The organism is Myxococcaceae bacterium JPH2 (assembly GCA_016458225.1).
Taxonomy (GTDB): Bacteria; Myxococcota; Myxococcia; order Myxococcales; family Myxococcaceae; genus Citreicoccus.
The window spans coordinates 1-13,141 of sequence record JAEMGR010000055.1 but is presented as its reverse complement, the minus strand read 5'-3'; the positions used below and the strand labels follow the sequence as shown (position 1 = coordinate 13,141).

Genomic DNA, 13,141 nt, shown 5'->3' with positions numbered 1-13,141 from the left:
GGCATCGCGCCCGGCGGCATTCCCGGCCCCGGAGGACGCGCGCCCGGAGGCATCGCGCCCGGCGGCATTCCCGGCCCCGGAGGACGCGCGCCCGGAGGCATCGCGCCCGGCGGCATTCCAGGGCCCGCGGGACGCGCACCCGGAGGCATCGCGCCCGGCGGCATTCCAGGGCCCGCGGGACGTGCGCCCGGCGCCTGCGGAACACCCGGACGGGGCGCGGCGACGGGCGCGGCGGCAGGGGCCGCGGCCGGCGGAGCGGCGACGGGCGTGGCGGACGGCGGAATCACGCGCGTGGCGGCGGAAGCGGGGATGGTGTTGGACTTCTGGCCGACCAGCGCCTTCACCTTGTCGAGCAGCACCTGGCTCTCGAAGGGCTTGGTGATGTGGTCATCGGCCTTGGCGGCGCGGGCGCGGCCTTCGTCGAAGGCCTCGAAGGTGCCGGCCAGCAGCACGACCGGGATGGCTTGCGTGGCGGGATCGTTCTTGAGCGCTTCGCAGACCTCGTAGCCGCTCTTGCCCGGCATCATCACGTCGGCGAGCACCACGTCCGGCCGCAGCTCGCGGGTGCGCGAGATGGCGTCCAGCCCATTGTCCACCGCGGTCACCTGGAAGTCCTCGGTCGCGAAGATCATCCCGATCACCTTCCGGATGGTGAGCGAGTCGTCGGCGACCAGCAGATTCTTGGGCATCGGTTCGGGCCTCGGGGGTGGCTTACCCCCTGAATTCGTTGAGATTTCAGACCCAGTCCGCCTGCCTGGCGGCCCGGTGTCAATCGGAGCAGCTTAGAATTCGCGCTCCAAGCCGATCAAGAAAACATGTGCTGCAGGTCCAGGAACATCACCGGCTCGGACAACCCGGGCGCGGTGAAACTCCCATGCGCCTCGGCGGGAGTGAAGCGCTGCAACACGCCGTGGACCCGGGAGGCCGTCAGTCCGACGCTCCTCCCGCCCAGCTCCGTCAGCACGAAGAAGGCCTCCGGTAATGCGGGAGCCCCCAGCAAAGCGGGAATCGAGCAGATGGGCCAGAGCACCTGGGCATGGGGGTAGATACCCGCCACGGGACCACTTTGCACGGGCAGCACGCTGAACGAGTCCCCGCGCGGCACCACCTGGGACACCACGTTCAGCGGGACGCCAAAAAGCTGGCCCTGCGATTCGAGCACCAGCGAGCGGTCGGGCGGGGCCTCGGACCAATGCACGGGGCGCGGCGGTGCGGGCGCGGCGCGAGGCCCCACGCGGTGCGGCAGCGCCTCGCAGATCAGCTCCAGATACAGCCGCTCCTTGTGCATCACCGCGCCACGACTCAGCGGTGCCAGGGAGTCCGCCAGCCCCGGGGGCAACAAGAAGAACGGATCGCGCGCGACATCGGCCACCTCGACGACCGAGCGCACGCGCACCGCGAGCGTGGGGCTCACGTCCAGCACGACGACCATGCCGGGCGACTCCTCGAGCGGTCCACCCAGCAGAGCCGACAGGTCCTTGACCTCCAGCACGCCTCGCAGGTTCGCGCCCGGGCCCCCGGGAATCGCGACCTCCATGACGGACGTGGCTTCCACCGCGTAGCGCGTCTCACCCGCCTCCACGAGGAGGCAGAGTCGGCGACCGCTTTCAAAGGGCAACACGACCCCGGACCCTAGCAGCGTTGCGCGGCTTGGTGGTAAGCCCAGGGCTCGCCATGGCGCGCATCCTCCTCGTCGACGACGAAAAGATCGCCCGGACGCTGTACGGCGACTACCTCACGGCCGCGCAGCACACCGTCACCGCCGTGGCCTCCGTGGCCGAGGCGAAAGCCGCGCTCGCCGCTGAGCGCTACGACGCGGTGGTGACCGACCTCATCCTCCTCGGAGGAGACGGCATGGAGGTGCTCCGCCACGTGCGCGAGCGCTACCCGGGCGTCGAGGTGGTCGTCATCACCGGCCTCGACAAGGTGGACCCCGCCGTGCGCGCCATCCAGAGCGGCGCGGTGGAGTACCTCGTCAAGCCCGTGGCGCCGGAGGCACTCCAACACGCCGTGCACCGGGCGCTCACCACGCGCGAGCTGATGCGTGAGAACGCCTCGCTGCGCCGGCACGTGGCGCTCCTGGAGGCAGGGCAGCGCATCGCCACCACGTTGGATCGCGAGCGGCTGGCCCAGGTGACCATCGGCGCGCTGGAGACGATGACCGAGGCCACCGCCGTGTTGCTGCTGGAGCGCGACAGCCCGAGCGGCTTTCGGATCCACGGCGCGCGCGGCCTGTCCTCGGACGCGCAGGAGGCGCTCGCCCCCGCGTTGGCGGAGCGGCTCAATGGCTCGCGCACCGCTGGCGAGCTCACAGGGATGGATGCGCCCGCGTCGCGCGTCTTCGCCTTCCCCGCCCTGGAGGCGGACGTGGTGATGGGCCACGCGGTGCTCTTCTTCCACCGCGAGCCGCCCGACAACCTCGCCGAGTCCGCCAGCTACCTCACGCGCAACTGGGCCCTGGCCCTGCGCAACCTGGGGCGCTTCGCCGCGGTGGAGGACCTGGCCTACGTCGACGACCTCACCCGCCTCTTCAACACCCGCTATCTGCATCTGGTGTTGGATCGCGAGGCGCACGACTCGCTCCAGATGCAGCGGCCCTTCAGCCTGCTGTTCCTCGACCTGGACCGCTTCAAGAGCATCAACGACACGCACGGCCACCTCGTGGGCTCCAAGCTGTTGGTGGAGGCGGCGCGGGTGGTGAAGGGCTGCGTGCGCGACCACGACGTGGTGGCTCGCTATGGTGGTGACGAGTACGTCGTGCTCCTGCGCGGCACGGACTCCGGCGGCGCGCTGAAGGTCGCCGAGCGCATCCGACGCACCATGGAGACCCACCAGTTCCTCGCGCGCGAAGGCCTGGCGTTGAAGCTCACCACGTGCATCGGCGTGGCCAGCTTCCCCGAGCACGCGCGAGACAAGGCCATGCTGTTGGACCTGTCGGATCGCGCGATGTACCGGGGCAAGCGGGGCTCGCGAAACGTCGTCTACATCGCGGCGCAGGACCTGGAGGCGACGCCCGTCGAGCGTCGCCAGGGCGCCACCGGCTGACGTCTACGGGCGCAGGTTGCCCACCGTGAAGCGCTTGGGGAAGTTGGACTCCTCGGCGGAAGCGCCACCCTCCCCCACGGCTTCCACGGCCTCGTGCGACGCACCGGTCGTGATGAGCTGATACTTGGCCGAGGCCTCGCGATCATGCTGCGCCTGGGCCGGGTCCAACCGCGCGATGAGCTGCCAGAAGAGCGCCGCGTGCTCGCGCTCCTCGTCCATCACGTGCTGGAGAATGGCCTTGGCCTCCGGGTTGTCCGTGGCATCCAGATGCGCCGCGTAGAGGTTGATGGCGTCCAGCTCCGCCTCGATGTTGAGTCGGATGGAGCGAGCCAGCTCCGAGTCCGTCAGCTTGCGCGGCGTCAGCGAGTGGAAGGGGTTCGTCTGCGGCATGAAGGGGGCCTCCCGGGGCCATCGATGCGGAGCCGCCCGCGCCCGAAGGCGGCGCTCGGCGTCCAAACCCGGAAAGCATCCGCGTGCCATGGGCACGGGTCAACGGATTCCCACCGGCTCGCGTTGCACCGGAGCCACGGCCTCCGTCATGCTCGGGTCCATGGAGACACCCGCCTCGCTCGCTCAACTGCTCCAGGCCGTGGAGGCGGGAGACCTGCCCGCGGCACGGGCGGCGGCCACGGCACTCCAGCGCGCGGGCGCGCAGACGACACAGCTGGCGGCGGAGGTCCTCCACGAGCTGCGCCAGCCCCTGCTGGGCGTCAAGGCATACGCGCAGCTGCTCGCCGAGGAAGGTGCCCCCAGCGGACCGCTCCGGCTCCTGCTCGCGCAGGTCGAGCGCATGGAGCAGATCGTCTCCGACTTCACGCGGCTCGCCAGTGAACGGCCCGCGCCCCAGCAGCTCCTGTCCCTGGCGGCCCCCATCTGGGCGGCGGCGAAGGTGTTCAGCGTCAACCCGGACTCGGCCCGCATCTCACTCGAAGTCGAGGCGCCCGAGGACATCACGCTCCAGGGAAACGCGCGCTTGGTGGAGCAGTTGACACTCAACCTGCTCAACAACGCACGCGACGCCATGGCGGGCCGTGGACGGGTGAAGGTGGTCCTCACGCGCGAAGGCGCGTCGCCGGTGCTGTACGTGGCGGACTGGGGCCCGGGCGTCCCGGAGGAGCTGCGCGAGCGCATCTTCGAGCCGTACGTCACCGCCAACAAACGGGGCACCGGACTGGGGCTGGCCGTGTGCCGCCGCATCGCGCAGGAGCACCGCGCGCAGATTGGCCTCGCCTCACCGAGCCTGCTGCGCGACGTGCCCCCTCCCGCCACGGTGTTCCGCGTGCTCTTCCCGCCCGTGGACGCGCCGCCCGCGCCGCGCCGCCGACTCCTGGTGGTGGACGACGAGACCATCATCCGGCTCGTGTTCCGCGACCTCATGAGCAAGGAGTGCGAGGTCATCGAGGCGGCCAGCGGCGAGGAGGCCCTGGATCTGCTGCGCCAGGCGCCCGTGGACCTCATCGTCACGGACAAGAACCTGCCCGGACTCTCTGGCCTGGAGCTGGCGCAGCAAGCGCGGCGGCTGCACTCGGGCTCGCGGGTCATCCTGATGACGGGCTACCCGTCGCTCGTGACGACGCAGCAGGCGCTGGAGCTGGGCGTGGTGGACTACCTGCTCAAGCCCTTCGATGACATCCGGCAGGTGCGCTCGCTGTTGCGCTCGGCCCTCACAGCGCCGCCCGCCGCGCCGAGCGCGCCGGTGGGCGCGGTGCGCCGCGTGGACGTGCTGGAGGACAACCCCGCCATGGCAAGACAGCTCACCGAGGCGCTGGCGCTGGTGGGCCTGGAAGCGCGCGTGGTGCCGACCTCCGACGTGACGCCGCTGGAGCCGCCCGTGGGCGTGGTGGTGAGCTGGGACTTCGCGCCGGCCTACGGACGCAAGGCCCTGGAGCTGGCGCGCGCGCTCGGCCAAGGCGCGCCCTTCGTCGTGCTGGCCGAGCACCTCACCATGGAGACGGCGCTGGAGTCGCTGCGCGCCGGGGCGGCCGCGTGCCTTCCAAAGCTCTTGTCCGACACCTCGGCGCTGAGTCGCGAGTTGAGCCGAGCCTTCAAGAAGGAGGTCCCATGAGGTTCGCGCTCCTGTCCGCCTTGCTTCTGTGTGGTGCCTGCTCCAACAGCAAGCCTCCGCCGGAGGGAGACGGACCGGACGCGAGCGTCCCCCGCGACGCGGGGACGGACGATGACGGGGGCTCCACCAAGGTCGACGGTGGCTCGGAGGTTCCCGACGCGGGCTGCGTGGCGGCTTCGCTGGTGCAGCCCACCTTCGTGGCGCAGGGTCTCAACACACCGCGCCGGCTCGCGCAGGACGCGACGGACCTGTTCATCTCCGAGACGCACTCGCTGAACCCGACCAAGAGCGACGGCGTGGTGCTGCGTGCCTCCAAGGCAGGCGGCGCGCCCACCGTGTTCGCGCAGGGCTTCAGCGTCCCGGACGCCATCGCGGTGGATGCGACGTATGTCTACGTGCTGGATGCGATGGGCCTGTGGCGCGTGCACAAGGCCTCGGGCCAGAAGAGCGACCTGCCCATCGACGCGCGGCTGGGGACGAGCATCGGCGCCACGCTGGGCGGCACGGACCTGCTCCTCACCACGCTCCAGGGGCGCGAGGTCATCGTCGTAGCCACCACGAGCCGCCTGCTCGTGCGCCTGGACCGCGACGGCCAGACGCGACAGGTCCTCTTCGATGGTGGCGCGGGCTCGCAGGTTCGCGGCGCGCGGCTGGTGGGCACCGACGTGTGGTTCCTCGTCGCCGCGGGGACGAACCCCAACGCGGAGCAAGGGCTCTACCGCGTCCCGCTCGATGGCAGCGCCGCCGCCACGCGGGTGGACGCCAGCTTCATCGCGGGGACCTCGCTGGAGGTGTCTCCTTTGGGGCTCACGCCCACGCACCTGCTCATCACCGAGGGCGGTGGTGGCACCGGCACCCTGAAGCGGTGGGCCCTGTCCGGCGGCAAGACGGAGCTGCTCGCCAGCGGCCTGCAAGGCCCCATGTTCCCGGTGGAGGTGGAGGGGGCGCTCTACTTCAAGGACTCGAGCGCGGGGTCGCCGGACTTCCTGCGCCGCGTGCATGCCTGCGCGACCGGCGGCTCCGAGCCCGTGGGCCCGTCCGGCACCGGCCCGGGTGGACTGCTCGTGGACGGCTCGCGGCTCTACTACACGTCCCAAGAGGCGGGCACGGGCGGCGCCGTGGGACGCGTCCCCTGACATGACACGGCCCCGAGCCCTTCCGCGAGGAAGGAGCCCGGGGCCGCGAACGTCAGGGACGGTTGGACTGGCTCAGTAGTCCATGTCGTCGCCGCCGTAGTCCGGCATGCCGCCGGCCCCGGCTCCGCCGCCCTTGGCCTTCTTCTTGGGGCGGTCGGCGATCATCGCCTCGGTGGTCAGCAGCAGGGACGCCACGGACGCGGCGTTCTGCAGCGCGGTGCGGGACACCTTCGTCGGGTCGATGACGCCGGCCTTCTCCAGGTCCTCGTAGACCTCGGTGCGGGCGTTGAAGCCGAACGCACCCTGGCCGTCGATGACCTTGTTGATGACCACGGCGCCCTCGACGCCCGCGTTGCTGGCGATCTTGCGCAAGGGCTCGGTCAGCGCGCGGCGGATGATCTCCACGCCGAACGCCTGCTCGCCACCCAGCTTGAGGTTGTCCAGCGCCTTGAGGCTGCGCAGGTAGGCCACGCCACCGCCGGGGACGATGCCCTCCTCGACGGCCGCGCGGGTCGCGTGGAGCGCGTCCTCCACGCGGGCCTTCTTCTCCTTCATCTCCGTCTCGGTGGCCGCGCCCACGTTGATGACGGCCACGCCGCCCACGAGCTTCGCCATCCGCTCCTGGAGCTTCTCGCGGTCGTAGTCGCTCGTGGTCTGCTCGATCTGCGAGCGGATGAGCTTGATGCGGCCCTCGATGGCGGCCTTCTGGCCCGCACCGTCGACGATGGTGGTGTTGTCCTTGTCGATGGTGATGCGCTTGGCCCGGCCCAGGTCGTTGAGGGTCAGGTTCTCGTACTTGTGGCCCAGCTCCTCGCTGACCACCGTGCCGCCGGTCAGGACCGCCAGGTCCTCCAGCATGGCCTTGCGGCGATCACCGAAGCCCGGCGCCTTCACCGCGGCCACGTTCAGCACGCCGCGGATCTTGTTCACCACCAGGGTGGCCAGGGCCTCGCCCTCCACGTCCTCGGCGATGATGAGCAGCGGCTTGCCAGAGCGAGCCACCGCCTCGAGGACGGGGATCATGTCCTGCATCGACGAGACCTTCTTCTCGCTGATGAGCAGGTACGGATCCTCGAGCACCACCTCCATGCGCTCGCGGTTCGTCACGAAGTACGGAGACACGTACCCGCGGTCGAACTGCATGCCCTCCACCACGTCGAGCGTCGTCTCCAGGCCCTTGGCCTCCTCGACGGTGATGACGCCCTCCTTGCCCACCTTCTCCATCGCGTCCGCGATGGTCAGACCGATGGTCTCATCCCCGTTGGCGGAGATGGTCCCCACCTGGGTGATGGCCTTCTTGTCGGACGTGGGCTTGGACAGCTTCTTCAGCTCCGCCACCACGACCTCGACGGCCTTGTCGATGCCGCGCTTGAGGTCCATGGGGTTGTGGCCCGCGGCCACCAGCTTCAAGCCCTCCTCGTAGATGGCGCGCGCCAGCACCGTCGCGGTGGTGGTGCCGTCGCCGGCCTTGTCCGAGGTCTTGGACGCGACTTCCTTCACCATCTGCGCGCCCATGTTCTCGAACTTGTTCTCGAGGTCGATCTCCTTGGCGACCGTCACACCGTCCTTGGTGATCGTGGGCGAACCAAAGCTCTTCTCGATGACCACGTTCCGGCCCTTGGGCCCCAGCGTCACCGCGACCGCGTCCGACAGAACGCGAACGCCACGCAGGATGGCCTCACGGGCGGACTGGTGGAAGAAGATCTCCTTCGCTGCCATCGCAACCTCCTGGAATAATTAGGGGAATTCGTATTGACGACGATGGCCGTTAGCACTCGGCCATGGCGAGCGCCAACATAAGGGCCCAACCAAGGTTGTCAACGGAAAGGGGCGCGGGTGTAACCCGGTGGACGCCTGGAACGGCGGTCCTGGGGGGCTACTCGGCGAAGCGCACGAGGTTGAGCAGCTGACCCAAATCCAACGGCTTCTGGAGGGTCATCGCCACGCCCTTGCGCAGGCCCCGGTCCGTGATGTCGGTGTCGGTGCTGGCCGTCATCAGGAGGACAGGCACGGGCTGGAAGCGCGGGTCCGCCTTCAGCATCTCCGTGAAGTGGATGCCGTCCAGGTGGGGCATCAGGTAGTCGGTGATGACCAGGCCCACGGAGTGGCGCTCGAGGATATCGAGTGCCTGCAGCGCATCGGCCGCCGAGTAGACTGTGTACCCGTGCGTCTCCAGATAGCGCGAGAGCACGGTGCACAGCTCGAGATCGTCATCGACGACAAGGATGTTCACGGGACGAGCGGCGGGGGGACACAGCCGGCGCGCAACGTAACAGCCGCTGCCGGCGTTGACAACGCGCAGCACGGCTTCTTAGCTCCTCGTCGCATGGTGAAGCGCACAGCGAAGCGAGGGGGGGCGGTGGACGCGGGGGCCCGCCTGGAGGGCGTGGCGGACGCCTTCGAGGACGGAGACTTCGCCCAGGCGCTGCTCGGGGCCGAGGCACTCCTGGCCCAGGAGCCGGACCTCCCCGAGGCCCTCCACTACCGAGCCGCCAGCCTCGTGGAGTTGGGTCGCCTGGAGGACGCCGGCCGCGCCTACGGGCAAGCCCTGCGTGCGGCCCCGGACGACCTGGAAATCCTGCTGAGCGCGGCGGACTGCATGGTGTGCCGGGTGGGCGACGATCGCGAGGCCCTGGAGGAAGGGCTCACGCTGTGTGCTCGCGGACGGAAGCTGGCCCAGAAGGCCGATGACGTGGAGCTGCTCTACGAGTTCCTCCTCCTCGAGGGGATGGGGCTCAACCAGCTCGGAGAGTGCGAGCGGGCCCTGGCGAGCCTGGACGCGGCGCTCGGGCACATGCCGCGCTCGGTGGACGCGCAGTTGGAGCGCGGCATCGCGCTCTTCGAGTCTTGCCGCTTCCCCCATGCCCAGGAGGCCTTCGAGCGGGTCCTGAAGGAGATGCCGGACGAGCCGTGGGCCCAGCACTACCTGGGGCTGATGGCCGAGCGCCGGGGCGACGCGAAGGAGGCGAAGAAGCGCTTCCAGCGGGCCCAGACGCTCGCCCCCGAGGAGTTCCCCCCGCCCGTGGCGCTGGAGGAAGAGGCGTTCGATCGCGCGGTGGAGGACGCGGTGAAGGCGCTGCCCGCCCAGGTGAAGCAGTACCTGGATCACGTGACGCTGGCCGTGGAGGACCTGCCCTCGGACGAGGACCTGCTGGCGCAGCACCCGCCGCTGTCGCCGAGCATCCTCGGCGTGTTCCGAGGAACGCCCGTGGGCGAGCGCAACACGGTGATGGGCGGGTTTGATCCGTACCCGGCCTCCATCGTGCTGTACCAGAAGAACCTGGAGCGGTTCGCGCGCACGCGGGCCGAGCTGCTCGAGCAGATTGGCATCACCGTCATGCACGAGGTGGGTCACCTCATGGGCCTGGACGAGGACGACCTGTGGGAGCGAGGGCTGGACTAGCTGCCCCCTCCCCTGCCCTCATGCGGGCATGAACGGACTGGCGAGAGGCGTCCTGGTGGCGGCCGTGGCCTGGCTGTCGTCGTGCACGTTCGACGGAGAAGGCGGCAACGTGACGTGCGACCGCGTGACGGTGTTCGCGCGGCCCAGCGCCGGCGGTGGCTGTCAGAGCTTCGACAGGCCCTGCGACGTCCCCGGCGACTATGTGCAGTGCTGCGGCGGATTCCTGGGCGGATGCCCGGGCCGCACGGACAACGCGAAGTGCGTGGATGATCCCACCGACTCGTGCAACCCGGCATCGGGCGGCGCGGACTGCCCCGGCATCTGTCGCTGACGCCGGGGCGCGTGCTCAGGCGGCGCGCTCGGAGGTGTCCTCGAAGTACACGCGGCGCTCACGCTTGCACTGAGCGCAGTGCCACTGCGCCAGGACGAGGCTCCGCTCTCCGAGCGAGATGACCTCGAAGCGCAGGTCCGGGGAGTTTCCCGCGCCGCTCTTGCCGCAGGCGCAGCGCACGGTCGTCATGTGCTCGCGGATCTGCGCTGCGCTCGAGACGCGGAGCGGCGCCTGCGCGTTCTCTCCCGCCGAGGCCGTGAACTTGCGAGCGAAGGCGCGGCGCCGCCAGTACGAGCGGAAGTCGCGCCACAGCCGAACGGGGGAACGGTTGATGAAGAACCAGACGGTCCCTGAGAACACGAGCGCCGCGATGACGCCGGCCCAACCGAAGCGAACCGGCTCCGCGCCGCGCCGAGGCGGCCTGTAAGTCATCTCATCGCCCAGAGAGACCGTGTAGCCCGTCTGGTTCTCCACGCTGCGCACCGCGTCCAGGTGCTCCTTGAGCTTCGCGGGCTCCACGACAGCGCTCAGGCTGCGGTACTCGTAGTCCAGCGTGAGCCGAGGGCCGTTCGCCTCGACGCCAAAGTCGACGCGGAAGGCCGGCCCCTCCACCGCCGAGTGCTCCGAGGAAATGGCGAGGACGTGCGGCGCCTCCACGATGATGCGGTGGTGCACATGCACGGGATGGGAGATCTCCAGCGGGTGGGTCCGCTGGGTGATGGTCGGCTCCCAGAGTTGGGATGACACGAGCGAGCCGCCGAACTCGTGGCTGCCCGCGTCCGACCAGAAGTCGTCAATGAGGTAGTGCTCGCGCGTGATGAAGACATCGCGGCCGGGCTCATCCTCGACGGCGAGCGGAGAGCCGAGCCGCAGGTTCGCGTGCCGCTTCGCGTAGAAGTTGAGGGAACTGCGGGACAGCTCGGCCAGCGACAGGGTCGCCAGGACCTGCCGCATGCGCGCCGCATCCGCTCCCTTTCGCGTCCGGGTGATGCGCAGCTCGGCCCCACCTTGACGGTCGGTGGCGCGGTAGGTCTCCTCCACGAACGTGCTGGGCTCCTCCAGCTTGGGCTGAGGAATCTCGACCAGACCGGTCGTCTCGGGAGCCACGATGAGGGCCCGCGCATACTCGGGGGGCTGATACGAGGCGAGGTTCCACCGCTCCTGTGGCTGGGTGGGATCGACCCAGTAGTCGCGGTCACCGAGACGCGCGCGCACGATGGCATGGTTGAAGGCATACGCCGAGGCCTGCCAGTCATCGAGGTAGCGCTGCACGTCGGTGTTCACCAGGGCGGCCTTCGCCTCGATGCCCAGACCTCGCAGCAAGGTGACGAGCAACAGGGACTTGTCCTTGCAGTCCCCGAAGCGCTGCGCGAGGACGTCATCGGGCGCGTGAGGCTGGTGCGAGTTCGGGCCCAGCTCGATGCCAAGATAGCGGACCTCGTCCTGGACGAAGTGGAGCGCGGCGAGGAAGCGCGCCTCCTCGGTGGGCTCACGCGACAGGCGTTGAATCTCCTCGTCGAGCGCCTTCGACTTCGAGGGCACGGTGAAGAGCACGGAGGCCCAGCGGGCCACCTCCTGCCAGGAGGCGAACTCGCTCAACTGGAGCCAGGGGAACATCGGGACGCCCGAGGGGACGTGGTCCTCCGCCACCACACCGGGGACCTGGTGCCGCTCCCAGACGAGCGTCCGGATGCCGTTGGCGCGGGACTCCGTGAGCTGGGTCTCGGAGGTGCCGTGGGTGCGGATGGCGAGGGGCCGCTGCTCGGGCCAGAGCAGCAGGTACCGCCAGTGGAGCACGGGGGTGTAGCGCGCCAGCGGAACCGCGGATTGGAATCGGCCCTCGAAGACGGGATTGGAGCCCTCGAAGGTGTAGGCGTACTCGAGGGTGTCCCCCACGCGGACGTCGCGCAGGAGCGGGATGACGGAGAGGTCCCCGTTGTAGAGCCGCGAGTCGAGGTCCTCTTCCTGTTGAAGCACCTTCACGTCCGCGGTGCGGAGGATGTCCTCACGCTTCCCGTCGCGGATGCGCCAGATGCCATGCAGGGTCAGCGCCTGGTAGGCGGGATCGAACGAGATGCGAAGGTCCGTGGCATCACTGACGCCGCCCTGCGCGAGGATCCGCGTCGCGCGGTGCACATAGCGTTGCACGGACGGGCCCACCACCCGCTCCTGCTGCTCCCAGAGGACATCGAGGGTCCCCGCGGAATCCGTGGCACTGCTGGGCGCACTTGCGTCCGCGGGGAGCGGGAGCGCGGAGACCCAGCTCGCGGCAGGCCCCACGTGGAATGGGCGCTCAGGAGACTTCGCGGGTGCGACGCTCGAGAGCAGACAGAGCGCGACGGAGAAGACCAGGGTGGAGGCGGAGGAGTTCAAGCAGAGGGAGCGACAGCGCGGCGAGCGCGAAATAGAAGCCGCGCATCATGGGCCCGCGCGAATGAGGGATGCAACGCCACTCCGAGCCCACCGAGGCCCCACTCCCCGAGAATCTCCAGAGGTCCACAGGTCTTCAGGGGACTTCAAGGCTGGGGTCCCCTAGAATTGAAAGCGGTAGAGCCTCCGGACCTGGTGGCCGGCTCGGTCTTCAAAACCGATGAGAGGCTGTGAGAGCAGTCTCTGGTGAGTTCGATTCTCATGCTCTACCGCCACATTTGGCTTCGGGGGCAATCCCACTACACACACCGGACTGCAGGACGTCTCCACTCTTGCACTAAGGACCAAGGCGCGGGACCAACACCCCCAGGCGAAGCAGTCCCCCAATCCATCCCGAACAGCGCGCCACTCGTCGCCATTGGCCCAAAGAGCCAAGGCAGGTCAACGACGGGGCTCCCTGGCTCTCCCGCTCCAGCCTGTCCAGTCCCTCCAGCACCGTCGCCTTGGACTCCTCCGGGGTGGCGGTGAAGCTTTCGAGCCCCGGGTTCGAGAGGGCATGCCAGACCGGTGATGTGCACTCTCCTCGGCGGGGGCGAGCGGCTCTGGGGAAGGCGGACCCCTCCGACCCGCAGCGCCACGACATGACGCCTTGGAGGCTTGGGACTTGGAAACCCCTGGACGCAGATTCGGAAGCGCCGTGGTCATCGGCAGCAGCATGGCGGGGCTCCCGAGCGCGCGGGTGCTCGCGGCCCACTTCGACAAGGTGACGCTGGTGGAGCGTGATGTCCGGG

General features: G+C 69.5%; 11 protein-coding genes and 1 tRNA gene. 6 read left to right on the top strand and 6 right to left on the bottom strand.

The features are described 5' to 3' along the window. Both JGU66_35790 and JGU66_35785 read right to left on the bottom strand, forming a co-directional pair. Positions 1–689, bottom strand: a 689-nt coding sequence (locus JGU66_35790) for a response regulator (GenBank protein ID MBJ6766146.1), incomplete at its 3' end; no start/stop codon positions are given. Between the two features lie 116 nt (positions 690–805). Next, the gene (locus tag JGU66_35785) at positions 806–1,621 is read right to left on the bottom strand and encodes a chemotaxis protein CheW (protein ID MBJ6766145.1); all 816 of its coding nucleotides are present in this window, start codon (positions 1,619–1,621) and stop codon (positions 806–808) included. A gap of 53 nt (positions 1,622–1,674) precedes the next feature. On the opposite strand from JGU66_35785, the gene JGU66_35780 reads away from it, so the two are divergent. Beyond that, positions 1,675–3,045, top strand: a complete 1,371-nt coding sequence (locus JGU66_35780) for a diguanylate cyclase (protein MBJ6766144.1) — start codon at positions 1,675–1,677, stop codon at positions 3,043–3,045. A gap of 3 nt (positions 3,046–3,048) precedes the next feature. On the opposite strand, the gene JGU66_35775 is transcribed toward JGU66_35780, so the two are convergent. Continuing rightward, complete coding sequence (locus tag JGU66_35775; protein MBJ6766143.1) at positions 3,049–3,435, bottom strand: demethoxyubiquinone hydroxylase family protein; 387 nt, start codon at positions 3,433–3,435, stop codon at positions 3,049–3,051. 160 nt (positions 3,436–3,595) lie between these two features. Between JGU66_35775 and sinK the strand changes: the two genes are divergently transcribed. After that, a complete protein-coding gene (gene sinK, locus JGU66_35770; protein ID MBJ6766142.1) occupies positions 3,596–5,110 on the top strand; it encodes a hybrid histidine protein kinase/response regulator SinK in 1,515 nt (504 codons plus the stop codon). Then, positions 5,107–6,246, top strand: a complete 1,140-nt coding sequence (gene sinM / locus JGU66_35765) for a signal integration modulator SinM (protein ID MBJ6766141.1) — start codon at positions 5,107–5,109, stop codon at positions 6,244–6,246. Before sinK ends, sinM begins: the two co-directional genes overlap by 4 nt. A gap of 72 nt (positions 6,247–6,318) precedes the next feature. On the opposite strand, the gene groL is transcribed toward sinM, so the two are convergent. Then, a complete protein-coding gene (groL, locus tag JGU66_35760; GenBank protein ID MBJ6766140.1) occupies positions 6,319–7,965 on the bottom strand; it encodes a chaperonin GroEL in 1,647 nt (548 codons plus the stop codon). A 157-nt stretch (positions 7,966–8,122) separates the two neighbouring features. Next, a complete protein-coding gene (locus tag JGU66_35755) occupies positions 8,123–8,479 on the bottom strand; it encodes a response regulator (GenBank protein MBJ6766139.1) in 357 nt (118 codons plus the stop codon). A gap of 93 nt (positions 8,480–8,572) precedes the next feature. Between JGU66_35755 and JGU66_35750 the strand changes: the two genes are divergently transcribed. Both JGU66_35750 and JGU66_35745 read left to right on the top strand, forming a co-directional pair. Continuing rightward, entirely contained in the window at positions 8,573–9,649 is a 1,077-nt protein-coding gene (locus tag JGU66_35750) for a metallopeptidase family protein (GenBank protein ID MBJ6766138.1), read from the top strand. A gap of 28 nt (positions 9,650–9,677) precedes the next feature. After that, complete coding sequence (locus JGU66_35745) at positions 9,678–9,980, top strand: hypothetical protein (GenBank protein ID MBJ6766137.1); 303 nt, start codon at positions 9,678–9,680, stop codon at positions 9,978–9,980. 15 nt (positions 9,981–9,995) lie between these two features. Here JGU66_35745 and JGU66_35740 read toward each other — a convergent pair whose 3' ends face one another. Next, the gene (locus JGU66_35740; protein MBJ6766136.1) at positions 9,996–12,353 is read right to left on the bottom strand and encodes a DUF3857 domain-containing protein; all 2,358 of its coding nucleotides are present in this window, start codon (positions 12,351–12,353) and stop codon (positions 9,996–9,998) included. A gap of 173 nt (positions 12,354–12,526) precedes the next feature. On the opposite strand from JGU66_35740, the gene JGU66_35735 reads away from it, so the two are divergent. Beyond that, positions 12,527–12,625 (top strand) — tRNA-Sec (locus JGU66_35735). The last annotated feature ends 516 nt before the right edge of the window (positions 12,626–13,141 follow it).

What these genes read in the sequence shown, in the direction of transcription:
- JGU66_35745 (MBJ6766137.1), top strand. Translation starts at nt 9,678, where the DNA reads ATGAACGGACTGGCGAGAGGCGTCCTGGTGGCGGCCGTGGCCTGGCTG.
- JGU66_35780 (MBJ6766144.1), top strand. Translation starts at nt 1,675, where the DNA reads ATGGCGCGCATCCTCCTCGTCGACGACGAAAAGATCGCCCGGACGCTG.
- groL (MBJ6766140.1), bottom strand. Translation starts at nt 7,965, where the DNA reads ATGGCAGCGAAGGAGATCTTCTTCCACCAGTCCGCCCGTGAGGCCATC.
- JGU66_35750 (MBJ6766138.1), top strand. Translation starts at nt 8,573, where the DNA reads ATGGTGAAGCGCACAGCGAAGCGAGGGGGGGCGGTGGACGCGGGGGCC.
- sinK (MBJ6766142.1), top strand. Translation starts at nt 3,596, where the DNA reads ATGGAGACACCCGCCTCGCTCGCTCAACTGCTCCAGGCCGTGGAGGCG.
- sinM (MBJ6766141.1), top strand. Translation starts at nt 5,107, where the DNA reads ATGAGGTTCGCGCTCCTGTCCGCCTTGCTTCTGTGTGGTGCCTGCTCC.
- JGU66_35775 (MBJ6766143.1), bottom strand. Translation starts at nt 3,435, where the DNA reads ATGCCGCAGACGAACCCCTTCCACTCGCTGACGCCGCGCAAGCTGACG.